Source organism: Pyruvatibacter sp. HU-CL02332, assembly GCF_040362765.1.
Classification (GTDB): Bacteria; Pseudomonadota; Alphaproteobacteria; order CGMCC-115125; family CGMCC-115125; genus Pyruvatibacter.
Window position 1 is genome coordinate 532,566 of sequence record NZ_BAABWK010000001.1, and the last position, 25,148, is coordinate 557,713.

Here is a 25,148-nt window from a genome sequence, read left to right on the forward strand (position 1 = left end):
CCAGGCAAAACAATGTTGCAGATTCAGGACTCGCCTTGTCGCGCCATCCCTTTATATTCCCTGACAGAAAATCACACATAAGCAGCCCCTGTCACGGAGAGACCCATGGCCGATCTCGAAGCCTTCCGTAAAGACGTTCAAGCCTGGCTTGAAGAAAACTGCCCCCCTTCCATGCGTACACCGATGACGGATGAAGAAGTGGTCTGGGGCGGTCGCAATGAGACCTACAAAAACCCGGACTCCAAAAAATGGCTCGATGCCATGGGCGCCAAAGGCTGGACAGCCCCCACATGGCCCGCAGCCTATGGCGGCGGCGGTCTCTCAAAAGAAGAGAACATGGTGCTGCAGCAGGAACTGCGCCGCATCAAGGCCCGCTCACCACTGAGCTCTTTCGGCCTCTGGATGCTTGGGCCAGCACTTCTTGAGTTCGCCAGCGAAGAACAAAAGCAGCGCTTCATCCCTGAAATCGTCCGCGGTGAAATCCGCTGGTGTCAGGGCTACTCCGAACCTGGTGCCGGTTCAGACCTTGCCGGCCTGCAGACCAGCGCTGTCCTTGAGGGCGACACCTATACGGTGAACGGCCAGAAGGTATGGACATCCTACGCGGACAAAGCCGACTGGATCTTCTGCCTCGTGCGCACGGACAAAACCGTGAAGCATGATGGCATTTCCTTCCTGCTGTTCGACATGACAACACCGGGCGTCTCCACCAAGCCGATCAAGCTTATCTCCGGCTACTCGCCCTTCTGCGAAACCTTCTTTGACGACGTAAAGGTGCCCGCAGAGCAGCTCGTTGGTGAACTCAACAAGGGCTGGACCATCGCCAAGCGTCTGCTTCAGCACGAGCGGGCCATGATCTCAGGCATGGGCCTGGGCGGTGCGCTGTCCGGCGCCACCGGCCAGACACTTGCCGGTGCTGCCAAGGAATATCTCGGCGAGGACAACGGCAAGGTCGCAGACCCCATCGTCCGCCAGCACATCACCCAGCACAACATGGACTCAAAGGCTTTCGCCTTGACCATGCGCCGTGTGCAGGAAGAGGCAAAAGCTGCCAACGATGTGAGCGCCACATCTTCCGTGTTCAAATATTTCGGCACGGAACTCAACAAGCGGAAATATGAGCTGCTGATCGAAAGCATGGGCACCAAGATGCTCGGCTGGGAAACAGACGACACCTATGCCGCTGACGAGATCGACAACACCCGCTCATGGCTTCGTTCGAAAGCCAACTCCATTGAGGGCGGCACGTCGGAAGTACAGCTCAACATCATTGCAAAGCGCGTTCTGGGTCTTCCTGATTAATCAGGACCCGGATTTTTCAAGCGCCAATACATATACCAAGGAGACAGGCCAATGAGCTTTGTACTCAACGAAGAACAACAGATCCTGCGCGACAGCGCCAAGGGCTTCATTGCTGAAAAATCACCCGTCACCGAGCTGCGCCGTTTGCGCGACAGCAAGGACGACAGCGGTTTCGACACCAATCTCTGGTCACAGATGGCCGAGATGGGTTTTGCTGGCATCGTGATCCCGGAAGAATATGGTGGGGTTGGCTTTGGCTATCGCGGCCTTGGCCTCGTGCTCGAGGAAGCAGGCCGATCCCTGACCGCGTCACCGCTGGTCTCCACATCACTCCTGTGCACATCAGCGCTGCTGATCGGCGGCTCTGAAGAGCAGAAGAAGACGCTTCTTCCAGAAATCGCTGCAGGCACACTCGTCATGGCCATGGCCATGGATGAAGGCGCCCATCATGCACCTGCCAAGATCGCCACGACAGCTGCCAAGGATGGTGACGGCTTCACCATCAACGGCACCAAGTCTTTCGTGCTTGATGGCCACATCGCCGGCAAGCTGATCGTGGCAGCCCGCACCCACTCTGAGCCCGGCGACACGACCGGCATCACGCTCTTCATTGTGGATGCAGACGCTGCCGGCATTTCCCGCAACCGCCACACCATGGTGGACAGCCGCAATGCGGCCGAGATCACCTTCACGGATGTGAAGGTCGGTCACGACCACGTGCTGGGCAATGTAGATGGCGGTTTTGCCATTCTCGACGAAGCACTGGACCGCGCCCGCATCGGCCTGTCCGCTGAAATGCTCGGCAGCGCGCAGGAAGCCTATGAGCGCACCATGGACTATCTCAAGGAGCGCAAGCAGTTCGGCGTTGTCATCGGGTCCTTCCAGGGCCTGAAGCACCGTGCCGCCAAAATGTTCTGCGAGCTTGAGCTCTGCAAGTCTGTGGTTGCAGATGCGCTCAATGCCATCGACGAACGCCGCAATGACGTGCCCCAGTCAGCATCCCTGACCAAGGCCCGCGTCGGCGCGACCTTCAACGAAGTTTCATCAGAAGCCGTGCAGATGCATGGTGGCATCGGTGTGACGGACGAATATGAGATCGGCTTCTTCATGAAGCGCGCCCGCGTGGCAGACGCCACCTTCGGCAACGTCGCCTTCCACAGCCAGCGTTACGCGGAGCTGGAAGGCTATTAAGCCGAAGGCTTGATAGACTTCCATCCTCCGGCTTGACCGGAGGATCCAGTCAAAAAACAGAAAGCCCCGGAGAGAAATCTCCGGGGCTTTCTCTTTACCGTATCTCCGGACTTGATCCGGAGCCTACTCGCCTCCGCCCCAGCCCGCAGCAAATGCGAGTGGACCCCGGGTCAAGCCCGGGGATACGGATGATTGGCAAAAACAAATCAAACTAAAACCGCCATCCTCCGGCTTGACCGGGGGATCCATGCAGCATCGGCCCTACACATTCTGAAACGTAAAACTCGACAGCCCACGCGCCTGCTCATCCACAATGAGTTTGCGGTTGATCGGCGGGAAGGCCCGCTCAGCGCAATCGGGCCGCTCGCACAGCCGGCAGTTGACGCCGATCGGGGTCACACCCTCTGACGCCTGCAGATCATAGGCCCGCGCATATTTAAGCCGCGACGCTTCACTGATCTCACAGCCAAGCCCCACCGCCAATTCCTGCTCCGGTGCCAGCACACCTGCGCCCGGGCGCCGTACCGTGCGGGCAATGGAAAAATAGGTTGTGTCGTCGGGCAGCTGAACAATCTGCGTGATGATCTTGCCCGGCGTGCGAAACGCATCATGCAGGTTCCAGCGCGGACACGTGCCGCCATAGCGCGAGAAGTGAAAGCCTGCCGCCGCAAACCGCTTGGAGACATTCCCCGCCCCATCCACACGAATGAGGAAGAACGGAATACCCCGCTCGCCCGCGCGCTGCAGCGTGGTCAGCCGGTGGCATGTCTGTTCAAACGACGTCCCGAAGCGACGCGCCAGCAATTCAATGTCATATCCGCTGTCTTCAGCCGCTGCATGAAACCGCGAGTACGGCATGATGAGCGCCGCCGCGAAATAGTTCGCAAGGCTGATCCGTGCCAGACGCAACGTCTCCTCCCCTTGAAGCGAGGAGGCTTTGACGGTCCGCTCGATCAGGTCCGCCTGTTCCAGATAGGCAATCTGATAGGCGAGTTGAAATGTCCGCGCCGGGCCGTCGAGCACTTCGGACAGGAGAATGCGGCGACTGTGCCGGTCAAACCGTCGCGTCGTCGCCCCCAGCACCTCCACGGGCATCACCTTGACGCTCAGCCCATGAGCTTCATCCAGATGCCGCCGCAGACCGATATAAAGTTCATCCTGCGCAAACTCGCGATAGTCGTAGAGCGCTTCAGCCGCGTCATCCAACTCACCAAAATGGTTGCGGTTGGCATGGATATAATCGCGCACTTCCTCCACAGGGAACTTCATCACATCCAGATGGTCGCTCTTGTCCCGGTCCGCGATGATGTCCGTGGGCGCCACGGGCCCAAGCCCAAGGCCTTGGCCCGCAAGCTGTTCCCGGTAGGCCTGATAGAGCGACCTGATGGCATCCGCCACGCTGGGGCTGGCCGCCGCCACATCCTGCACGTCCTGCCGCGACAGCCCGGCATTCTGGAACAACGGGTCCGCAAAGACCTCATTGAGCTCCGCAAAGGCGCGGGCTTCGTCGTCACCGGAGAGTTCACGAATATCCAGGTCAAAGCTGTCTGCCAGCTTCAAAAGCAGCTGTGCGCTCACCGGACGCTGGTTGCGTTCCACCAGATTGAGGTAACTGGCGGAGATTCCCAGCTGCTCCGCCATGGCTGCCTGGGTCAGTCCCTGTTCCCGCCGAAGCCGCCGAACACGAGGGCCAGCAAAGACTTTTTGCGCCCTTTTGCTGGACTTGGACGCAGAACCATCAGGCGACGTAGCGTCAGATGTGGATTTTGTGGCCATAAGGCCCCCATACTTTACAAACTTAACAGATTTACAAACTATCCCCACACATCTGTCAACACGTTCACCCGAATGTTTCCCTCAGCTTGTGGACTCTTGGGCCCCCTTTGTCATTTATGTGCGCACGAAACCGGCACCGGGGTGACGAGACCCTGAGCTTCTGCCGAACGACGAATTCCAACCGCGCATGTATGGGCTCCCTTGAGGGGGTTTGCGCCTGCGCACAACTCGAAGAAACCGAAGGATCAGTCTTATGAGCAAGACCTTCTCTGACATCATTCCATCCGCCCCAAAGGGCCGCTTTGACAACGTCAAGCGCAACTACAGCGTCGAAGACGTTGAAAAGCTGCGCGGCTCTTTCCCTATCGAGCACACACTCGCCACACGCGGCGCCAACAAGCTGTGGGACCTGATCCACACTGAAGAGCGCGTGCACTCACTGGGCGCCCTGTCCGGCAACCAGGCCATGCAGATGGCCCGTGCTGGCCTCAAGGCCATTTACCTGTCCGGTTGGCAGGTTGCAGCGGACAACAACACCGCTGGCACAACCTACCCTGACCAGTCTCTCTACCCAGCCAACTCAGGCCCGGAACTTGCTCGCAAGATCAACCGCACCCTGAAGCGCGCTGACGAGATCGAACATTCAGAAGGTGGCGCAAAGCGCGACTGGTTCCTGCCGATCGTTGCAGACGCAGAAGCCGGCTTCGGCGGCCCGCTCAACTGCTTCGAAATCATGAAGGCCTACATCGAAGCGGGCGCTGCTGGCGTCCACTACGAAGACCAGCTTGCTTCTGAAAAGAAGTGCGGTCACTTGGGCGGCAAGGTGCTGATCCCAACAAAGGCACACGAACGTAACCTCAACGCAGCCCGTCTCGGCGCTGACGTCATGGGCGTTCCGACCCTGATCATGGCCCGTACGGACGCTGAATCAGCAAACCTGATCACATCCGACATCGACGAACGCGATCACGAGTTCATCGACTTCGACGCTGGCCGTACACCAGAAGGCTTCTTCCGCATCAAGGAAGGCATGGGCGTTGACCACTGCATCAAGCGTGGCCTGGCATTTGCTCCTTACGCTGACCTGCTGTGGTGGGAAACTTCCAAGCCAAACCTCGACGATGCTCGCCGCTTTGCGGAAGCCATCAAGAAGGAATACCCAGACCAGCTTCTGGCCTACAACTGCTCACCTTCCTTCAACTGGGAAGCCAATCTCGACAAAGACACCATCGAGACCTTCCAGCAGGAAATCGCAGCGATGGGTTACAAGTACCAGTTCGTTACGCTCGCTGGCTTCCACCAGCTCAACCACGGCATGTTCCAGCTCGCTTCCGGCTACCGGGATCGCGGCATGGGCGCCTACTCCGAGCTGCAGCAGGCTGAATTCGCCTCTGAAAAGGATGGCTACACAGCCACCCGTCACCAGCGCGAAGTTGGTACTGGCTACTTCGACATGGTTTCCATTGCAGCTGGCGGCGGCGAAAGCTCCACAACTGCTCTTGGCGACTCAACGGAAGCTGCACAGTTCAAGAAGTAAGCCCCGCTTACTCTCGACAACGACATCAAAGGCCGCGGGTTCATCCCCGCGGCCTTTTTCTTTGACCGCACGCCTGAGGCCCCATAGCCTTTCCCTGAAAAAAGAAATCCAGGGAGCCCACAATGTCCATGACCATGACCGAGATCCACGGCACCTGCGCTGCAGCCTTTGAGCCGGTGCGCATACACTTTGCCGACAATTTCAAAAACGATCTCGAAATCGGCGCCTCCTTTTCTGTCATTCACAAAGGCGAACTGGTGGTTGATCTGTGGGCGGGCGACGCCGACGAAACAGGTGCCACTCCCTGGCAACACGACACCCTGGCCAATGTCTGGTCCACCACAAAAGGTGTTGCGGCCATCTGCGTTGCGCTTCTGGTGGACCGCGGCCAGCTTTCCTATGACGACGCCGTCTCCACCCACTGGCCGGAATTTGCCGTCCACGGCAAGGGCGGCATCACGGTCGCCCAGATGCTGTCTCACCAGGCCGGCCTGTCAGGACTGCGTGAACCGACAACCCTTGAGGACTGCTACAACCATGACCTGATGGCGCAGCGCCTTGCAGCTCAGGAACCGCTGTGGGAACCCACCACCCGCTCGGGCTACCACGCCTTTACCTATGGCTACCTCGCCGGCGAATTGGTCAAGCGCATCACCGGCAAGACCATCGGCACGTTCCTCCAGGACGAAATCGGCAAGCCTCACGGCATCGACTTTTTCATCGGCCTACCTTTGAGCGAAGAACCGCGCGTTGCTCCCCTGACCGAAGCCAAGGACATGCAGCCGCTCGCGGGCACAACTGAAGTCCAGGCGCTGACCTTCACCAACCCGGCCATTGCCCAGACGGCACCCAACGATCGCGCCTGGCGGGCCGCAGAAATTCCCGCGGCCGGCGGCTTTGGCAGCGCCTCCGCCCTCGCCAAGCTCTACGCCCTGCTGGACGACAGCACCGCACCGGACGGCAAGGCCATCATCAAACGCGAGACCATGGACGCCCTGCGTACCGTCCGCATCGAGAACGAAGACCTCATTCTCGGCGTCCCCGTGCGCTGGGGCTCCGGCATGGCCATGAACGGCTTTGAGATGTACGGCCCCAATCCGCAGACCTTTGGCCACACCGGCTGGGGCGGATCCTTTGGCTGCCTGGACCCTGAAGCCGGCGTCTCCATCGGCTACGTCCTCAACAAAATGGGCGCCGCCGTTGTCGGCGACCCCCGCTCCATGGGCCTTGTCGCTGCAACTTTTGCCTGCCTCTAGGGCACTGCGCACATTTCCACCGGCGTCATGGCATCATAGCGCGCGCGCAATTCCGCCACAGGCTCCGGTTTGTCCGGGTCCGGATGATATGGCACGACCAGATGCACCACCTCGCGCGCTATTGAAAACCGTTGCGGCGCAACTTCATTGATCGTCAGTGTGTCCGGGTCATCACCGGGGCGTGCCACCATCAGAACCGCCGCCAGTGCCGGTGCCTCCACGGGACATCGAACATCGCCGCCTGCGTCGCGTCCGGCCTCAAGCGCAAGGAGCAGCCGATGCGCCAAAGGCATGGGGCAGGACATGTTCTGTGTCGCCTGTTCAAACGCCATGGCCGTGTCACCGACGACAGCCGCATTGCGCAACGTGTTGCCCTGCGCTGAATAGGTGTCGCCCACCACGCCGCCGGACCAATCGGGATTGCTGCCCCCGGTCACAAAACCTGCGGCAACCGGACTGTCATCGCCCGCCGCCAGCGTCGCGACGCCATATTGCAGATACGGAAAATCAATCGTCAGCCAGCCCGCATAAAGCTCGGGGTCTTTGAGCACCGCCAGAACGCGTGGGGCATCCGCCCCATCAGTCACAAGCTCGCGCGCCTTCTCCCGGCCGGTGAAGCTCGTTGCAGCCTGCGAGACAATCGCCCCCTTGCCGGGAACAAGTGCTGCGATGTGCGGGACACCTATCGAACAACTGGCCGCCGCAAGGCCGACCTCGCCGGTGTGCGGATCTACCGCAACGATGGACCATGTCGCGTGCGCCGCCGAAGCACCCAGAAAAAACACGGTCGCTGCCAGCAAAGCTACTCGTTGAAGGCGACACATCATCTAACCCTCTCCAGTGACGAATCTACTTCAGCCCTATTCATCTCACCCAAGGTCCATTCGCTCCACACAGCGATCCATGATCAGGCCGCATTTCTGCGGCTGCGCGTCTGGTTCGCTCTGCAAGCACCTGGGCACTACGCCAGCCCCATCCGGCTTCGATAAGCCTCAATGATCGGCGTATAGTCCGCAGGCTGACCATCATAGGTGAGCGCATCTTTTGGTGGGGTGATCCAGTCTATCTTGCTGCTTTGCCAGATATGCGCCACCGGATACGCCCAGTCTTTGTCATCGAGTGTGCCGCCTCGCAGGGAGTAGATCCCCTGCTCGGGCACGCTGCCGTGGCGGATGCGCGTACCGCAGGCCTTGCAAAACTCTCCATAGCGATGGGCTCCGCTTTCAACTGTCCAGTCGACACGCGCGAGGTCCCCCTGCGTGATCTCCATGCTGTCCTGCAGAATGGCGCAGGCAATGGCAAATGAACTGCCGGCAATCCGCTGACACTCAGTGCAATGGCAGGCATAGGCCATGATGGGAGGCGTGGTCAGCACATAGCGCACCGCCCCGCACTGGCACCCACCTTCAAGTTTGATGTCGGACATGATGGTCTCTCCCTTTGGTGCAGCAAACATGGGAAGCATGAGCTAAAGCAACAACTACTTTGTGGGTAATGGACACGAGCACGCGCTCCGTCAGCACACAGGCTGCGGAGGGGGCGTGTCGTCACCTCTCCGACCAAGGGGAGTGGGAGCGCCTCAAGCCCGCCGGGCATGAAAGGCGTGATATCAGACATCTATCAAGTGGCAGCCTCAAAGGCGCTCCACACCGGATGGTCTTCGGCACCTGCCCATCCCCATGCGCGCTTGCTATTACCCTGCAACGCATGGGGCACACCCGACGTCCGCGCGCCGCACTTTGGAACTGCGCGGAGGGCGCGGGGCCCGCGTTTTTACGGCGTGACCAGGCGCGTGACATGTGCCGCCCTTGTGGTATGCGCCCGTTACTCGCGCACCGCACCGGCAGGGTCATCCTCCACGTTCCCAAGGAGGCTTCGTCTGCCGACTTCCAGGCATCCGCCTTCCCGCACAAGACCGGACGGCCCGGTTTGCCCTTGCAGCGCGAAGGTGACGCCAATTATGCGGGCGCTCAAAGCACCGGGGATAAGTTTTTGAAAAAAGTCGAAAACGAGTATGTGCAGCGCATCTACACGCACACTCTCCTAATGCGTGTTTTTGGTTGCAATGACTTTTGAACCTCGCAGACTGGGTCCATTGCCCCTGTCAGGAGACCGTTCATGCGCCTGCTTTTCCTTGCTCCCGTCACAGCCGTCACCGCCGTCCTTGTGTCACTGACAGCCTGCACCACCATGACCGCCGAACAATGTGTTGCAGCCGACTGGCAGGCGATCGGCTTCGAAGACGCGATGAAAGGCCGCGCCGCAGGCAACGTCACCCAACATGCCTCAGCCTGTGCGGACCACAGCGTGGCACCCGACATGACAGCCTACGCAACAGGTCACGCAAACGGCGCGCGCGCGTTCTGCACCCCGGACAACGGGTTCAAGCACGGCCTCTCCGGCGGCACCAACCACAACATCTGCCCGGATGATCTCAGCAACGCCTTCAGCGTGACTTATGAAGCCGGCCGCGGCCTGCGCACCCGCAAACAGGCAGTGGCCACCGCCAAAAACGACCTCACCACCATCGAGCGCCGCATGCAAAGACTGGAAAATGACTTCACCCACAATGAGAATGTCCTGGCGACGCTGAACCTCAAGCCCGCCGACCGCGCCAAGGTCCAGGCCGACGTCAACACCGCCCGCAACGAGCACCAGCGCCTGAGCAAACAACGCAAACGCGCCCAGGAAAAACTCGTCCGCACCCAGCGCGACCACGACACATACCGCAGTGAAATAGAAGCCCGCTTCTTCACCGGCTCATGACAACACCCACCGTGTCCCCGGGCTTGACCCGGGGCCCACTCGCGGACCCACCGCCATGGCGTTCTTTGTCTACATCATGACCAACCGCAAACACGGCACACTCTACATCGGCCACACCGACGACATCCGCCGTCGCGCACACCAGCACCGCACCGGCGAAATTCCCGGCTTCACCAAAACAAACGATCTGAAACAACTGGTCCACCTGGAACCTTGCGAAAGCCGCGAAGCCGCAAGACACCGCGAACAGCAGCTCAAATACTGGCAACGGTCCTGGAAAATTCAATTGATCGAAAAGAACAACCCGGACTGGCAGGACCTCTTCGACACCTTGCTCTAACGCCGTGCCATTCCGAGCCAAGAGTAGACCCCGGATCAAGTCCGGGGACGCGGGATTGAGGTGTTCAATAACAAAACCCACCAACACCGTAGCCCCGGACTTGATCCGGGGCCCACTCGCAGGTCAGCACGTAAAAGCATCAGCCATTGAGAATCGAACCGATCCAGACGCTCAGACACAAAACCAACACAGCTTGGAGCTGCTACTCCGCAGCCGCCTGCACCTGCCCGGCCCCGCGCGCGACCACGGCATAGTCGTCCCAGTTCACACGCTTGGTCATGCGCTTGTAGGTCAGCGTTGAGTTCGGCCAGTTGTTGGTGATGCGGCCATCAGCCGTTTTGTACCAACTGGTGCAGCCGGACGCGAAAACGCTTTTGGCGTTGTCTGCCTGCACGCCCCTGTCCCATTCAGCCTGGGCCGTCGCCCGCACATCTGCATAGGCCAGATTGCCATCACGCAGCTTGCGCGCGATCTGCGTCACATAAGCCGCCTGGCACTCAATCATGTAGATGATCGAGTTGTGCCCAAGGTTCGTGTTGGGCCCATACAACAGATAGAAATTCGGATAGCCGGATACGCCAATGCCCAGATGCGCATCGGCCCCGTCTTTCCATTCCGTCCGCAGGTCACGCCCGCCAAGGCCCTTCACGTCCACCGGCCCCAGGAAGTGATTGGTGTCAAACCCCGTGCCATAGACGATGACGTCAAATGCGTGGTCGGTGCCGTCTACCGTCCGGATGCCTGTCTCGGTAATGCGCTCAATGCCCGTGGTTTCAATGTCCACATTTGAGCGCCCCATAGCGGGCCACCAGTCGTTGGAAAACAGGACCCGCTTGCAGCCCGGGTCATAGTCCGGCAGCAGCTTGGCGCGCTTTTCAGGGTCCGACACATATTCTTCGGATTCCTTCACGTGCCCCTTCTTCAGCGCCCAGCCCAGATGGCGGAAGCTCAGCAGCAGCTGCTCGCCATTCAGCCACATGCGTGTGCGCTGGATCCACATCAGCCAGGGGAAGCGGCGATAGAGGTTCTTTTCCCACTCCTTGAAAATCCGCTCCGGGCGCGGCAGCACCCAGCTCGCCGACCGCTGGAAAATGGTGACATTGCCCGCTTGCTTGGCAATCTCCGGCACAAACTGAATGGCGCTGGCGCCATTGCCGATCACCGCAATGCGCTTGCCGCTGAGATCAACATCATGGTTCCACCGCGCTGAATGCCACGCGTCCCCCTTGAAGTCCTCCGTCCCCGAAATATTGGGCAACTGCGGACGGTTGAGCTGACCCGTGCCCGCGACAAGCACATTGGCGTCCACCTGCTCGCCATGTTCCGTCGTCAATTGCCAGGTGCCCGTGGCTTCATCAAAGACCGCGCTGTCCACAGCACAGTTGAGCTTGATGAACGGGCGCAGGCCGTATTTCTCAACCACACGATCAAGATAGGCCTTGATCTGCGCATGATCGGCAAACTTGTTGCGCCATTCCGGGCTCATCTCGAAAGAGTACTGATACAGATGCAGCGGCACATCACACGAGCAGCCGGGATAGGTATTGTCCCGCCACGTGCCGCCGATGTCGTTGGCCTTCTCATAGATCGTGAACTCGATGCCCGCTTCCTGCAGCTTGATCGCCTGGCAGATGCCCGCCACCCCGGCACCGATAATGGCAACCCGCATGGGTCCTGCATTGGCGCCTGCTGTGTCGCGATAGGTCGCAAGATCATGAACTGCCGCCATGAGTGTCTCCCGTTGTTTCCTCATCACAATGCAGCCGCCTCATTTGGCGGGCCGTCCGGCATCGTGAAAATCCCATATATTTTCAGGAGTTAGAATAACGCGGATTTCCTGTCCGCATAGACTCTTGTCACATGCCGACCTATCCGGGTCTTCTGCGCCCCCCGGTGGCCGTGCTACCAAGGGCGAAACCAACCTTTCACGGGAGCAGTTCCATGGCCAAGAGCCCCGCCACCACAGACCTGTCCGACGACCACGGCGATGCCGTCCGCGTGCTGGATTCCATCTTTGCTGATTTCGGCAGCCGCGAGGCCTTCCACGGCCCCGTCAAAACCCTCAAATGCTTCGAGGACAATGCCAAGGTGCGCGAAGCGGTGGAAAGCCCCGGCAATGGACAGGTGCTGGTTGTGGATGGCGGCGGATCGGAACGCTGCGCATTGTTCGGCGGCAATCTCGCAGAGCTTGCCGAGAAGAACGGCTGGTCCGGCGTCGTCGTCTATGGCTGCATCCGCGACATCGGCGAAATCGAAACATTTGACATCGGTGTGAAGGCGCTCGCCCTGCACCCCAAAAAATCCGTCAAGGCCGACGGCGGCAAATACGACGTCCCCGTCACCTTCGCCGGCCACACCATCAGCCCCGGCGACTGGCTCTACGCTGATCGCGACGGCATCGTGGTGTCAGACAAGGAGCTTTAGGCACTGCTTCACCGTATCTCCGGACTTGATCCGGGGATATGGCAGGACTGAATCACACATCCAGTCGCGCTGCTCTTTGTTCCGCCAGTGCCGTCGACACTTCGCTGAATTTTTCATCCGTAAGCGAATAAAACAGCATCGCGACCGCACCCAGCACGAACAGGACCACCGGCCCAAGCGCCACCATGAAGAGAATGCCGCCCAGGGCCTCCGGCGCCTGCGCAACATTGGGCACATAGCCCGTAAACGACAGAATGAGCGCCGCGCCCGCCCCGCCCACGGCCATCGCCATCTTCTGGAAGAAACTGGTGGCAGCATAGATTGCGCCATCTGCCCGCACGCCTGACCGCAGCTCCGCATAGTCAACCGCATCCGGCAGCATCGACCAGGCCATCACCGTCGGCCCGGCAAACATGATCGCGCCGATGCACGACACCAGGAAAATCAACACGACCTGATCCGTCGGTGTGAAGTACAGCGCAACGCCAGACAGGCAGCCACCAAACGCCCCCAGCAGATAGGTCGCCCGCTTGCCCAGCCGCTTGCCAAACGCAGGCACAATTATGATCCCAATGAAGTTGAATACCGCGACGCTGACCATGAAGACCGGCACCAGGTCTTCTTGACCCACATTGTAGACAAAGTAGTAGATGATCGCCGCCGAGCGGACGGTGAATGCCATCATCCCCATCCAGAATGCGAAGATGAGCAATGCAAGCGGCCAGCCGCCAGCCTTCAGGGCACGGACGATCTGCGCGACGCCGGGCACATCCTCATGGGCAAACTTGCGCTCGCGGGTGGTGAAAAACGTAACCGCCAGCAAGGCGCAGGCAATCAGACCATAGACCACCATCGTCATCTGGAAGCCATCGGCCCCACCGCCGAACGCTGCCACAAGCGGCGTCGTCATGGCCGCAACCAGCAGCCCGCCAAGCATGGCGAAGGCCATGCGATAGGTCGAAAGCACCGTGCGCTCATGAGAGTTCTCGGTCAGGGCCGACGTAAGCGATGAATAGGGAATGCTCACCACCGTGTAGGCGATACCGAACAGAATGTAGGTCACATAGGCATAGAGCACCTTGCCTTCAGGGCTCAGATCGGGAGCCGTGAATGTCGCCACCCCCATGACCGCCAGCAACGGGCCGCCCGCCAGAACGTAGGGACGAAACCGACCCCACCGGGTGCGGGTTCTGTCGGCAATCACGCCCATCACCGGGTCCGTCACCGCATCCACAACGCGAGCGACCAGAAAAATGGACGCCGCCGTGGCCGCCGCAATGCCCGCAACGTCCGTATAGAAAAACAGCAAAAACAGGAGCGCCGACTGAAAGAACAAGTTCACGGCAAAATCGCCGACGCCATATCCCGCCCGTGTCGAAACGGGCAAGGCCCCGGCCGCAATCCCTGTACGAGATTGAGTTGCTTCAGCTGTCATCAAGTTCCCCTAGCAATCTGCCGCATCTGCAAGACCCGTAAATGCGAAGCAGGCCGGGACCTTAGCAGCCCCACAGCCCCCCCGCAGCCTCAAGAAACGCCATAAACCGCAATTCTTACTTGAGAATGCCTCGCAATAACTATTAAGTGAGCGTCCTTTCAACCCACTTTATTCGCGAGTCGTCATGCGCCAGTTTCCGTCCCCGCCCGCCTCCAGCACATCCGCCACCTGCCCAACGGCTGTGGACCTTGAACCGGCCTGCATGGACACCCTGTCCTTTGCGCCCCGGCTCATTATCTGGGCCGCACGCCAGTGGTGGGAGGATCGCGGCGCTGTCACCGGCAGCCGCGCGATGATTGCCCAGGCCTTTACCCTGGCCCGGTGCGGCGGCAGCGATGAGGCGTTTGACGAGCTGATGTTGATGGCCCTGCACGGCGCCTGCCGCCACCTCAATTTCGGCAGCCATCACCGCCATCTGGGCACCGATGAACTGGCCCTGCTGCGGGTGATCTCAGCTTTTCAGGATGACGCCGTGATCGGCGGTGAAACCGCGCTGGAAAGCTGGCTACCCCCGGCAACCGCCCGCCTCGCCTGCGATTCCGCCCTCACCCTCGCCCGCCGGCTTGGCCGGGCAGGCCTCTATATGCACCCGCGCCTTCGGAACTAGGACACCGGCTACATGAAAAATCCCGGAAAACTGCCCCAAAGACATACTTGAAGATTCGTTATATAAAGATATCTTGATATTGTTATTCGACTCACTTTAGGCTGCGCGGCGTCACCAACCGCCCCGCCTGATGTCCGTGTGCACGGTCAGCCAAGGCGTCAGGGCTTTTCAGGGAGCCGCCTGCCATGACCGAACCCACGTCACCCGCGTCACCAGACGCCAAAGATCAAAAATCCGTCCGCTCCGCCGTCCTCGGCTTCCCGCGCATCGGCGCCCGCCGCGAACTCAAGTTTGCCGCCGAAGCCTTCTGGCGCGGTGACAGCGACGCTGAAACGCTGGACGAAACCGCCGCCCAGCTGCGCACCCGCCACTGGATCGCCCAGCGGCAGCGCGGCATCGACGTCATCCCGTCCAATGATTTTTCGTTCTATGACCAGATGCTGGACATGACCGCTCTGCTTGGCGCGATCCCCCAGCGCTTCAGCTGGCAGCCCGGCACGCCTATCGACCATGCGACGTACTTCGCCTGCGCCCGCGGCACCGACACCGCCCCGGCCATGGAGATGACCAAGTGGTTCGACACCAACTACCACTACATCGTGCCGGAGTTTGACGACGCGACACGCTTCTCCCTTGCCCGCACCACACCGCTGGATGCCTGGCAGGAGGCCCGCGCCCTGGACATCACAACCCGTCCGGTCCTCATCGGACCGCTGACATTCCTGCTGCTTGGCAAATCCAAGAGTGAGGGGCTTGATCCTCTGTCCCTGCTGCCGCAACTGCTCGAGGTCTATGCAGACCTTCTCGCCCAGTTGAAGAAAGCAGGCGTCGACTGGGTGCAGATCGACGAACCCATCCTCGTCACAGACCTGCCCGCCGGTGCCTCTGAGGCCTTCAAACAGGCCTACGCTGCCCTCGCCCCCGTCGCGCCAAAGATCATGCTCACCACCTATTTTGGAAGCCTCGGCGACAATCAGGACCTGGCCACCAGCCTGCCCGTTGCAGGCCTGCACATGGACTGCCTGCGCGGCAGCGATGACGTTAAAGAAGTTGCGTCCGACCTCACAGCAGACCAGACCCTGTCACTGGGCCTCGTGGATGGCCGCAACATCTGGCGCACAAATCTGTCGCCAACCCTCGCGCGGGCAAAGGAGCTTGCCTCTCACCACGAGGGCGACATCGAAATTGCGTCGAGCTGCTCCCTCCTGCACACGCCGGTGGATGTCAGCCTGGAAAGCAAACTCGATCTGGAACTCAAAAGCTGGCTCGCATTCGCCACACAAAAGCTGGATGAGATTTCAACGCTTGCCCGCGGCCTGTGGGACGGGGAAGAGACTGTGGCTGCCACCCTGCGCGCCAGCACGGAAGCCGCCGCCACCCGCGCCAACTCCAAACACACCTACAACCCGCTGGTGCGCGGCCGCATCGCCTCTCTGGATGCGTCAGCCACAGACCGTAAAAGTCCGTTTGCAGAACGCCAGAAGGCACAGGCCGACCTGGGCCTGCCGCCCCTGCCGACAACCACCATCGGCTCCTTCCCGCAGACCGTCGAAGTCCGCAAGGCCCGCGTCGCCAACAAGCGCGGCGACCTGAGCGACGCTGACTATCGGGTGTTCCTGGAGCGCGAAACCGAAGCCACCATCCGCAAGCAGGAAGCCCTCGACATTGACGTGCTGGTGCATGGTGAGTTCGAGCGCACGGACATGGTGGAATATTTCGGCGAACAGCTCGACGGCTTCGCCTTCACGTCAAACGGCTGGGTGCAAAGCTACGGCTCGCGCTGCGTCCGCCCGCCGGTGATCTTCGGGGACGTGTCGCGACCCGGCCCCATGACCGTGGACTGGACGAAATATGCCCAGAGCCTGACGGACCGTCCGGTCAAGGGCATGCTCACGGGCCCGGTGACGATCCTGCAATGGTCCTTCGTGCGTGATGACCAAAGCCGCGAAGACACGTGTCGGCAGATCGGCCTCGCCATCCGCGATGAAGTGGCGGACCTTGAAAAGGCCGGCATCCGCATCATCCAGATTGATGAGCCGGCTCTGCGCGAAGGCTTGCCCCTGCGCAAGGCAGACCAGGCCGACTATCTGGATTGGGCCGTGAACTGCTTCCGCCTGTCCGGTTCACCGGTGGAGGACGCAACCCAGATCCACACCCATATGTGCTACTCGGAGTTCAACGACATCATGGAGGCAATCGCCGCCTTTGATGCGGACGTGATCTCTATTGAAACGTCACGCTCCGACATGGAACTGCTGGCAGCCTTTGGCGACTTCCACTACCCCAACGACATCGGCCCCGGCATCTGGGACATTCACGCCCCGCGCGTGCCCGATGCTGACGAAATCGAACGCCTGATCTCGAAAGCCGCCAATGTGATTGATCCCAAACATCTGTGGATCAACCCCGATTGCGGCCTCAAGACCCGAGGCTGGCCGGAAGTGGAAACATCTCTCGCCAACATGGTGACCGCCGCCAAGGCAGCGCGCACCCGCCTCGGCGCAAGCTGATGTCAGGCGGCCAGGTCGGCAAGGATCGCCCTGGCCGCCCGCTCGCCGGACTGAATGGCACCATCCATGTAGGAGCGCCATTCATCCGCCGTTTCCGTCCCCGCAAAATGCAGATGCCCGAACGGCGCAAACAGGTCCAACGCCGCCGACCAGCCGCCGATGCCCCGCCTGCTGGCATAGCCGCCAAGGCTGAACCCGTCAGCGTTCCAGTCATAAGAGCGCCCGCCAATCGCATCCGGCACATCACGGCCATAGGTCTTGGACAGGAAACGGGTGAACGCGGTGATGCGTGCGTCTTCGTCCGGCGCCTGCGCACCCAGCTCATCCGCCCGCGGCCCTGAGGTAAACGCCACCAGCAGATGGGTCGATGCGCCAGCAGGTGTGGCGTCGGAAATGCCGTGAAAGAGGCCGCCAGGATTGTCGATGGCTCCCGAGAGCTCACCCTCGCGCCACCATGGCGTCTCGAACTCGGCCAGCGTCTTGTACACGCGGCCCAGCTGGAACGTCCCCAGCGCCGCCTGTCGGTCTGCCGGCAGCACGGGCATCAGGCCAAGGTTGGGATAAAGCTGCGGCGGTATGGCAATCACAACGCGGCGCGCGCGGAACATCCCGGCACCGCTTGTAACGGTGACACCCTCCGTATCCTGAACAATGCCGGACACCGGTGTGCCGGTGAGGATGCCCCCTTCAAGATGCGAGGCTTGGTAATCCGCCAGAACGCCCGCACCGCCATCGATGAACCACTGTTCGGCGTTTTCGGCCCCGTCGAGCCCGCCCATGGTCTCACTCTGTTGCATCAGTTCATAGGCGGATATCTGTTCAAGGCGCATGCACAGGCCATCTGCAAAATTGCCGCTGAACAGGCGATCGAGATCCTCCCCCCACACCTTTGAGCGGATGAAGTCTGCCGCGTTGATGGCGTCCAGGTCTGCCATATCGGTAATGCTGACACCGTCCATGGCGCTGCCAAGGCGGAAATAGCTCCACAGGGCCCGCAGCTGCCCGGTAAACGACAGAGGTTCCTGCTCGGGGCCATAGCTGACGGCATCACCACTGCTGGTCACGAAAAGATAATCGCCCGGCACATCCACCGGATGCGTGGTGATCCCTACTTCCTTGCCCAGTGCCGTCACATTCGGCTGATAGTCGCTGATGAATTGAGCGCCAAGATCGATCCGCGTTCCCGATGGCAGGGCTTCTGAATGAACGCGCCCGCCGACCCGGTCTCGCGCTTCCAGCAGCAACACCGACAGCCCCTGCTCTTTCGCCCGCCGCGCTACCGTCAGACCTGCAAGCCCACCGCCAACAACAATGACGTCATGGTCCACCGGTTGCGCCCGGGCGGCCGTCGCCGAAACCGAGATGCCAGTTGCCATCAGTGCCGATGCCCCAGCTGCCGTGCCCAGCATGCGGCGCCGGGTCCAGTCATGAGATGCCATGGTGGTCTGCTCCTCACTCCGCCGCCATACGCAGGCCGCGTTGCTCTGCGATCTCCGCCGCAACACGGATACCGGATTGCAACGCCCCGTCCATATAGCCCTGCCACTGGGTGGCGGTTTCCGTGCCCGCCCAGTGAATGCGTCCGCATGGTTCGCGCAGCGCTTCGCCAAAGGTGGTCATGACGCCAGGTGCCATATGCGCAACATAGCAGCCCTTGCTCCACTCTTCAGACATCCAGTCATTGTCCACATAATCTATCGGGTTTTTCGCTTCCGCGCCAAAGAACTGGGTGGCGGAGTCGATCACTGCCTGACGGCGCGAATTGTCGCCGGCGATCGAGTACTCGGCGGCTGCATCCGCATCGATGAAGCCAACAAGAATACCGCAAGAGGCATCCTCCGGAGACTGATCAAAAAACACATTGCAGGGCAGGAGGTCGCTGGCACCCATCCCGGACAGACCCTTGTCACGCCAGAACGGTTTGTCATAGGCCACATGCACCTTGATGACTGTGCCCATCGGCATGCGCTGCATCAGATGGTCCCGCATGACGGGCAATGAATTGGCAAAATTGATGCGGCTTGCCAGTGTCGGTGGAATGGCGATGACAGCCCTGTCCGCTGTCACGGTGCCGCGATCCGTTGCAATCTCCACATGGGTATCATGCTGGGTCACCGCCCGTGCGGGCGCTTCATAGACGACCGGTGATTTGAGCCTCGCCGCCATCTTCTCGGTGATCTGATGTGCCCCACCACGGAACTTGGCTTCCTGCGCGCCACCTTTGACGCCCAGCAGGACATCCAGCCCCTCGCCGCCGCGCACATACTCAAGAAAGTACAGGAATGAGACGTGCTTGGGTTCGCAGCACAGGAGCGACCGCGTCACCATGCGCAGAAACTCGCGTGTTTGTTCGGTCCAGACATTGGCCTGGATCCACGTCTCGAATGTCTGACCATCAAGACCTACTGCATTCTTGACGCTCCACGGCGCGGTCGCCGGAAGGGAGAAAGCCAGCGCATCGAGTTTCGACACAGTGCGTTGCAGATCAAGCAAAGACACGAACGGCATCTTGGGCACATCGCTGCGGGAGTGCGACAGCTTGCCCTTGAAATCCAGCACCGACTTGCCCTGACGGTATTGGTCAAACTTCTCAACGCCCTGGGCTTCGGCTTCCGCCAGCAGCAGCTTTTGCTGCGGGCCGACCCACTGACCGCCATTGTCGATCTTGTGGCCGGCAATGTGGCCCGGCTTCAAACGCCCGCCGACCCGGTCACGGGCTTCCAGTAGACAAACGGTCAATCCCCGCGCCTCCAGTTCCAGTGCCGTTTTGAGACCGGCCATGCCGGCCCCGACCACTGCCACGTCAACGCGCCGATCAATGGATCCTGCTTGCTCGCTCATCAACACATCCTCCCAAGGGGTGCGGGCAGGCTGAATTGGCCCACTGTTCCGCCGATGAGCGATAATTTAGTAAACGCGTTTATTTTAATCAAGTGATTTTTGTGCTATCAGCAATCCATGACCGATATTCGCCCGAAAACTGCGACCCGCGGGCGCCCCCGCCGCACCGAGTCCGACACCGCCGAGATGCGTGCCCGCATCATGCGCGCCGCCAGGGACCTGTTTGCCCGTGACGGCTATGAAGGCATGTCGATGCGCAAGCTAGCGGCAGCAGTGGGTTGTGCGCCGGCAGCGCTTTACGCCTATTTTCCCAACAAACGAGCGCTGCTACGAGTTCTGTGGCAGGACATCTTCGGCGAACTGGGTGGCGTATTATCCTACACCATCGCCACCCCAGCGGACCCGCTCACCCACCTGCATCGCCTGCTGACGGAAACCATCCGCTTCTGGGTGCAGCGTCCGGATGACTTCCGCGCCATCTTTCTTATTCAGGATGAGCCATTGGAACCCGACGGCACCTACATGGCCGACGATGCAGGCGCACGCACTAGCCTTGGCCTGATACGCGAGGTCGCCGGGAAGGCGGTCAGTTTGGGTCTGCTGAGCATCGCCGACCCTGACCGCGCCACCAGCGTCTGCGTTGCCGCCATCAACGGCGCCGCGCTCAATCTCATCACCATTCCTGAATATGATTGGGGAGACGACGAGACGGTCATTAGTGACATGGCGACAACAATCATCAAAGGTCTCAAAGCGTCCTGACGCGCCACGCCCATCGACATTGCAGGCGGTTTTCGCCATACTCCGCCCGCATTCAAACCCGGATTCTGACCCGGAATTTCAAGAAGGCTTTTGACCAGATGTCCGACGAAAACCTGCCCGACCGCATCACTGTTCTGGCCAAGGAATTCACGCCTGCCGCGATGGAATTTCACCGTCGCCACATGGCTGAAAAGGGATACCGTCTTGATGGCGGCATCACGCCGCGCCAGTTTCAGGTGACCGACGGCCTCGGCGACCCGGACATCCTGTTCGACGGCGACATGTATTACGCCGCGACATTCGTCAAAAGCACCGTGGACGACTAGGTCCCCAAGCTTCCCGGCCGACCATTTCGCCGGGTTACCCACATATCCAAAAAGGCAGCGACCGGATTTCGGCGCTGCCTTTTTTCGTATCTGAAACAGAAATTCCCCGTTTTCAGGGGTTTTAGCCGTTGCGACGGATTAACCGTGGTCATCGGAAACACTTGAAAATGCGAATAGCTCTCATTATTGTCTCTGTATCAACCGAGACTCGAGGGTTTCCGACGATGTTTGTCTGCAGCTGCAATGCCTACCGCGATACGCAAATCGCTGATGCCGCCCGCAAGGGCGCACGCACAGCGTGCGAAGCCTATGAGGCGTTGGGCAATGGTCCCAATTGCGGCGGCTGCCTCGATACAGCGACTGAAATTGTCGAGCAGGTCCACGCAGCCCGCACCGCCTCCCACGCCGCTTTCAGCAACGCTGCGGACTGACACCCATGTTTCTCTGGCGCGCCCAGCTTGAACGCGACACCTGCGCAAAAACGCGCCGCCGGTTGCCCGACGACGCGCTGAAAGTCTCGCAGACCGATATGCCGGAAAAGAAGCCTACGCTTCTGGCCCTTTGGACTCGGTATGTAGCTGGACATAATTCTGCAGGCCCATCTTCTCGATAAGGCTCTGCTGGGTCTCGATCCAGTCCACGTGTTCTTCTTCGCTTTCCAGAATGGACGCAAACAACTCACGGCTCACAAAGTCGCGCAGGTTTTCGCAATCCACGATCGCGTCCTTCAGATCGCCAATCGCTTCCACTTCAAGCGCAAGATCGCTGGCGATGACTTCTTCCACATTTTCACCGATGCGCAGCTGCCCAAGCGACTGAAGGTTCGGCAGCCCCTCCAGAAACAAAATGCGTTTGATGAGCTCGTCCGCGTGCTTCATCTCGTCGATGGACGCGTCGTACTCATGCTCCCCCAGCTTTGACAGCCCCCAGTCTTCAAGCATCCGCGAATGCAGAAAGTACTGATTGATCGCGGTCAGCTCATTTCTGAGAATCTTGTTGAGGTGGTCGATGACGACCTTTTCGCCCTGCATCGCAAACTTCCCTACGCATACTGTGGTGAATCGGGTTTCTGGCTTGGCGGCACCCTAGCACGGGAGCGTCAGGCTAGTCCGGCCCGCTTGGCAAAAATGGCAATCACTTCGTCACCCGCTTCTTCCTGCACGAAGTGCCCGGCCTGGGGGATCGTATCGAACGTGGCACCCTCAATCATCGAGGCCCACTGCTTGCCCCACTCAGCTGTAAACACCCCATCACTGTCCCCAAAGATCACATGCACCGGCTTGCCCGGGGTCTTGAGTGCCTCAAAGCACCGCTCCTGGTCCTTGCCGTTGCCCGCCTCATATTCCCAGTTGGGAATGCACCACGGAAACCGTCGCACCCCGGCCCGGCTTTCTCCGCCTTCCATATATGGTGCTTCATAAGCCGCCTTGATCGCATCAAAGTCAGCGTCAGGTCGCTGCGCTGACAGGGCAACAATGGCACCGGCCGGAAAGAAGCCATCCAGCGCACGCAGCCACAGCGGGTTGCACGCCGTATCGCGCCAGAACGTGATGCCGGGCGAATACTCATAGCCTTCATGGTGCAACCATGTATTCATGATGACGATGCGCGCAAACCGCTCAGGCATATCCACCGCCTGCCGCAGTCCGGTCGGTCCACCCCAATCCTGCACAAAGACCGTGATGTCGGTGAGGTCCAGCGTCTCGATCAGATGCCGCAGCCGCTCGCAATGCCGCTCGGTGACATACCAGGCGTCGTCCACCGGTTTGTCAGAGCGTCCAAATCCCGCAAGGTCAGGCGCAATCACCCGAAAGCCCAGGTCCAGCAGCGGCTGAATCATTTTCCGGGAGAGATATGCCCATGTGGGTTCTCCATGGGTCAGCAATGCCACCGGCGCATCCTTGGGCCCCTCATCAATGTGATGAACCCTCAGGCCCTCCCACTCCAGATAGTGCGGCGCATAGGGCCAGTCCGGCAGGTTCTCAAAATGTGAGTCAGGTGTACGAACGAAATCCATAATTTCAGGCCTCCCCAGCCGGGCTATTTTTCGTGTTTCGGCATAAGCTTGCACCAATTGCCTCCACGGCTTAAGCCCACAGGCAACAAATTACTGCATTAGCCGGAGGCAAACCCAATGTCCGCAAAGCCCGTCATTTTCGATGGTGTCCGCACCCCCTTTGGCCGCCATGGCGGTGCCATGTCGCGCCTGCGCACCGATGAGCTGGCTGCAGCCCCCATCCGTGAAGTGCTCAAGCGCTCCGGGCTCGATAGCGAGGCTGTGGAGGACGTGATCCTCGGCGACACCAATCAGGCCGGCGAAGACAGCCGCAACATTGCCCGCAACGCCTCCCTCATTGCCGGCCTGCCGCAAAAAACCGGCGGCCTCACCGTCAACCGTTTGTGCGGCTCGGGCCTTGCTGCCGTCATGGACGCAGGCCGCGCCGTCAAGTGTGACGAAGGCGACATGTTCATTGCCGGCGGCATTGAAAGCATGAGCCGCGCGCCGCTGGTCATGTCCAAGGCCACCAGCCCGTTTGACCGTGGTCAGCAGCTTGAAGATTCCACCATCGGCTGGCGCTTCCCCAACCGCGACCTGCTGCAGCGCATCGGCAATGACACCATGCCGCAAACCGCGGAGAACATTGCAGAGCGTCTGGGCATCACCCGCGCCGACTCCGATACCTTCGCGGCCGCCTCTCACCAGAAATACGAAGCGGCCCTCGCCAAAGGCTTCTTCGCTGATGAAATCATGGATCTCGAAGTGCCTGCCGCCAAGCGCAAGGCCCCGCCGGAAATCTGCAACACCGATGAAGGCCCCCGGCCCGGCACCACAGTAGAAGGCCTTGAAAAACTCCGCCCCATCCATGGCGAAGGTGGCGTTGTCACCGCAGCCAACGCATCAGGCATCAATGACGGCGCTGCCGCCCTCATCATCGGCAGTGAAGACAAAGGCGCGAGCCTTGGCCTCAAGCCGCGCGCCCGCCTTGTCTCTGCCGCAATCGCTGGCGTTGAGCCGCGCGTCATGGGCCTTGGCCCGGTAGACGCGTCCAAGAAGGCGCTGGCCCGGGCGGGCCTCTCCCTCAAGGACATGGATGTGCTGGAACTCAACGAAGCCTTTGCAGCCCAGGTGCTCGGCTGCCTCAAGCAGATGGACGTCGCCTTTGATGATCCGCGCGTGAACCCAAACGGCGGCGCCATCGCCATCGGTCATCCGCTCGGCGCATCCGGTGCGCGTCTCGCCCTCACCGCCATTCGCGCCCTTGAAGACCAGGACAAGAAATACGCCCTCGTCTCCATGTGCATCGGCATCGGCCAGGGCATTGCGGCCATCTTTGAACGCGCCGAATAACCAACACTGAGTAGCTAGAGCACATGACAAAGCGCCTGCTCATCGTCGCCCATGCGCCATCACCCAATACGGTGGCCATGCGCGACGCTGTGCTAGCGGGCGCGCGGCACCCCGACATCGCAGGCATCACACCTGACGTCCTCTCACCATTCGATACAGCAGCTGAGGACGTGATGGCAGCCGATGGCATCATTCTGCTGACCACTGAAAATCTCGGCTACATGTCCGGCGCCATGAAGGACTTCTTCGACCGCACCTACTATCCGGTCCTGGAGGAGAAACAGGGATTGCCCTGCGCCCTCATCATCCGCGCGGGCAATGACGGCACCGGCACGAAGCGCGGCCTCGACACCATTCTCACCGGTCTGCGCTGGAAACAGGTCTGCGATCCGCTGATCTGCAAGGGAGAATGGAACGACGCCTTTCTGCCCTCATGCGGTGAAATCGGCATGACACTCGCCGTCGGGCTTGAGGCTGGAATTTTCTAGCTCTGGTTGTGTCTCCACACCCAAAACTGCTGGAAATGCCCCACAATCCAAATGAGAACATCTACAGATTTCATTAAACAACACCCGTTATATGTGCATTTTCGTGCACATTGATCTCGGGACAACCCCCGCGTGACTGTGCGTCTGTAGCCACTCTTCAGGGGCGTTTTTCCGGGGC

23 protein-coding genes are annotated in these 25,148 nt (G+C 60.3%); 14 read left to right on the plus strand and 9 right to left on the minus strand.

Annotated elements, in window-relative coordinates; all coding sequences use genetic code 11:
* Positions 1–105 precede the first annotated feature (105 nt).
* Together ABXH05_RS02605 and ABXH05_RS02610 are read left to right on the plus strand one after the other, a co-directional pair.
* The gene (locus tag ABXH05_RS02605) at positions 106–1,302 is read left to right on the plus strand and encodes an acyl-CoA dehydrogenase family protein (protein WP_353559647.1); all 1,197 of its coding nucleotides are present in this window, start codon (positions 106–108) and stop codon (positions 1,300–1,302) included.
* A gap of 51 nt (positions 1,303–1,353) precedes the next feature.
* Complete coding sequence (locus tag ABXH05_RS02610; RefSeq protein ID WP_353559648.1) at positions 1,354–2,493, plus strand: acyl-CoA dehydrogenase family protein; 1,140 nt, start codon at positions 1,354–1,356, stop codon at positions 2,491–2,493.
* Positions 2,494–2,754: 261 nt separating this feature from the next.
* Here ABXH05_RS02610 and ABXH05_RS02615 read toward each other — a convergent pair whose 3' ends face one another.
* Positions 2,755–4,269: a helix-turn-helix domain-containing protein gene (locus ABXH05_RS02615; protein WP_348138235.1), complete on the minus strand. Its 1,515-nt coding sequence runs from the start codon at positions 4,267–4,269 to the stop codon at positions 2,755–2,757.
* A gap of 253 nt (positions 4,270–4,522) precedes the next feature.
* On the opposite strand from ABXH05_RS02615, the gene aceA reads away from it, so the two are divergent.
* Positions 4,523–5,806, plus strand: coding sequence for an isocitrate lyase (gene aceA / locus ABXH05_RS02620; protein WP_043949658.1), 1,284 nt, complete (start codon positions 4,523–4,525; stop codon positions 5,804–5,806).
* 122 nt (positions 5,807–5,928) lie between these two features.
* Entirely contained in the window at positions 5,929–7,062 is a 1,134-nt protein-coding gene (locus tag ABXH05_RS02625; RefSeq protein ID WP_353559649.1) for a serine hydrolase domain-containing protein, read from the plus strand.
* On the opposite strand, the gene ABXH05_RS02630 is transcribed toward ABXH05_RS02625, so the two are convergent.
* Both ABXH05_RS02630 and ABXH05_RS02635 read right to left on the minus strand, forming a co-directional pair.
* Positions 7,059–7,889 (minus strand): DUF1028 domain-containing protein, encoded by an 831-nt coding sequence (locus ABXH05_RS02630; protein WP_353559650.1) that lies wholly within the window; start codon positions 7,887–7,889, stop codon positions 7,059–7,061. The two genes, ABXH05_RS02625 and ABXH05_RS02630, sit on opposite strands and share 4 nt — an antisense overlap.
* A 134-nt stretch (positions 7,890–8,023) precedes the next feature.
* Positions 8,024–8,488: a GFA family protein gene (locus tag ABXH05_RS02635; RefSeq protein ID WP_353559651.1), complete on the minus strand. Its 465-nt coding sequence runs from the start codon at positions 8,486–8,488 to the stop codon at positions 8,024–8,026.
* Between the two features lie 692 nt (positions 8,489–9,180).
* On the opposite strand from ABXH05_RS02635, the gene ABXH05_RS02640 reads away from it, so the two are divergent.
* Both ABXH05_RS02640 and ABXH05_RS02645 read left to right on the plus strand, forming a co-directional pair.
* Positions 9,181–9,828 carry a DUF2799 domain-containing protein gene (locus tag ABXH05_RS02640; RefSeq protein ID WP_353559652.1) on the plus strand — a complete coding sequence of 216 codons (648 nt, stop codon included), beginning with the start codon at positions 9,181–9,183 and terminating at the stop codon, positions 9,826–9,828.
* 55 nt (positions 9,829–9,883) lie between these two features.
* Positions 9,884–10,168 carry a GIY-YIG nuclease family protein gene (locus ABXH05_RS02645; RefSeq protein ID WP_353559653.1) on the plus strand — a complete coding sequence of 95 codons (285 nt, stop codon included), beginning with the start codon at positions 9,884–9,886 and terminating at the stop codon, positions 10,166–10,168.
* A gap of 202 nt (positions 10,169–10,370) precedes the next feature.
* Here ABXH05_RS02645 and ABXH05_RS02650 read toward each other — a convergent pair whose 3' ends face one another.
* Positions 10,371–11,897 (minus strand): flavin-containing monooxygenase, encoded by a 1,527-nt coding sequence (locus ABXH05_RS02650; RefSeq protein WP_353559654.1) that lies wholly within the window; start codon positions 11,895–11,897, stop codon positions 10,371–10,373.
* 212 nt (positions 11,898–12,109) lie between these two features.
* Between ABXH05_RS02650 and rraA the strand changes: the two genes are divergently transcribed.
* Positions 12,110–12,592 (plus strand): ribonuclease E activity regulator RraA, encoded by a 483-nt coding sequence (gene rraA / locus ABXH05_RS02655; protein WP_353559655.1) that lies wholly within the window; start codon positions 12,110–12,112, stop codon positions 12,590–12,592.
* Positions 12,593–12,644: 52 nt separating this feature from the next.
* On the opposite strand, the gene ABXH05_RS02660 is transcribed toward rraA, so the two are convergent.
* The gene (locus ABXH05_RS02660; protein ID WP_353559656.1) at positions 12,645–14,027 is read right to left on the minus strand and encodes an MFS transporter; all 1,383 of its coding nucleotides are present in this window, start codon (positions 14,025–14,027) and stop codon (positions 12,645–12,647) included.
* 184 nt (positions 14,028–14,211) lie between these two features.
* Between ABXH05_RS02660 and ABXH05_RS02665 the strand changes: the two genes are divergently transcribed.
* Both ABXH05_RS02665 and metE read left to right on the plus strand, forming a co-directional pair.
* Positions 14,212–14,694, plus strand: coding sequence for a hypothetical protein (locus tag ABXH05_RS02665; RefSeq protein WP_353559657.1), 483 nt, complete (start codon positions 14,212–14,214; stop codon positions 14,692–14,694).
* 185 nt (positions 14,695–14,879) lie between these two features.
* Positions 14,880–17,204: a 5-methyltetrahydropteroyltriglutamate--homocysteine S-methyltransferase gene (gene metE, locus ABXH05_RS02670; protein WP_353559658.1), complete on the plus strand. Its 2,325-nt coding sequence runs from the start codon at positions 14,880–14,882 to the stop codon at positions 17,202–17,204.
* A gap of 2 nt (positions 17,205–17,206) precedes the next feature.
* Here metE and ABXH05_RS02675 read toward each other — a convergent pair whose 3' ends face one another.
* Together ABXH05_RS02675 and ABXH05_RS02680 are read right to left on the minus strand one after the other, a co-directional pair.
* Positions 17,207–18,643, minus strand: a complete 1,437-nt coding sequence (locus ABXH05_RS02675; protein ID WP_353559659.1) for a flavin monoamine oxidase family protein — start codon at positions 18,641–18,643, stop codon at positions 17,207–17,209.
* A gap of 13 nt (positions 18,644–18,656) precedes the next feature.
* A complete protein-coding gene (locus tag ABXH05_RS02680) occupies positions 18,657–20,045 on the minus strand; it encodes a flavin monoamine oxidase family protein (protein ID WP_353559660.1) in 1,389 nt (462 codons plus the stop codon).
* Between the two features lie 117 nt (positions 20,046–20,162).
* On the opposite strand from ABXH05_RS02680, the gene ABXH05_RS02685 reads away from it, so the two are divergent.
* The 3 genes from ABXH05_RS02685 to ABXH05_RS02695 all read left to right on the plus strand — a co-directional run bounded on the left by ABXH05_RS02685 (position 20,163) and on the right by ABXH05_RS02695 (position 21,564).
* On the plus strand, positions 20,163–20,807 hold the full coding sequence (locus tag ABXH05_RS02685) for a TetR/AcrR family transcriptional regulator (RefSeq protein ID WP_353559661.1): 645 nt from the start codon (positions 20,163–20,165) through the stop codon (positions 20,805–20,807).
* A gap of 98 nt (positions 20,808–20,905) precedes the next feature.
* The gene (locus ABXH05_RS02690) at positions 20,906–21,133 is read left to right on the plus strand and encodes a hypothetical protein (RefSeq protein ID WP_043949668.1); all 228 of its coding nucleotides are present in this window, start codon (positions 20,906–20,908) and stop codon (positions 21,131–21,133) included.
* Between the two features lie 224 nt (positions 21,134–21,357).
* Complete coding sequence (locus ABXH05_RS02695) at positions 21,358–21,564, plus strand: (2Fe-2S)-binding protein (RefSeq protein WP_353559662.1); 207 nt, start codon at positions 21,358–21,360, stop codon at positions 21,562–21,564.
* Positions 21,565–21,678: 114 nt separating this feature from the next.
* On the opposite strand, the gene bfr is transcribed toward ABXH05_RS02695, so the two are convergent.
* The gene (bfr, locus tag ABXH05_RS02700; protein ID WP_353559663.1) at positions 21,679–22,164 is read right to left on the minus strand and encodes a bacterioferritin; all 486 of its coding nucleotides are present in this window, start codon (positions 22,162–22,164) and stop codon (positions 21,679–21,681) included.
* Between the two features lie 68 nt (positions 22,165–22,232).
* Entirely contained in the window at positions 22,233–23,150 is a 918-nt protein-coding gene (locus ABXH05_RS02705; protein WP_353559664.1) for an alpha/beta fold hydrolase, read from the minus strand.
* A 117-nt stretch (positions 23,151–23,267) separates the two neighbouring features.
* Between ABXH05_RS02705 and ABXH05_RS02710 the strand changes: the two genes are divergently transcribed.
* Both ABXH05_RS02710 and ABXH05_RS02715 read left to right on the plus strand, forming a co-directional pair.
* Positions 23,268–24,482 carry an acetyl-CoA C-acyltransferase gene (locus ABXH05_RS02710; RefSeq protein WP_353559665.1) on the plus strand — a complete coding sequence of 405 codons (1,215 nt, stop codon included), beginning with the start codon at positions 23,268–23,270 and terminating at the stop codon, positions 24,480–24,482.
* Positions 24,483–24,505: 23 nt separating this feature from the next.
* On the plus strand, positions 24,506–24,970 hold the full coding sequence (locus ABXH05_RS02715) for a flavodoxin family protein (RefSeq protein WP_353559666.1): 465 nt from the start codon (positions 24,506–24,508) through the stop codon (positions 24,968–24,970).
* Positions 24,971–25,148: the final 178 nt, after the last annotated feature.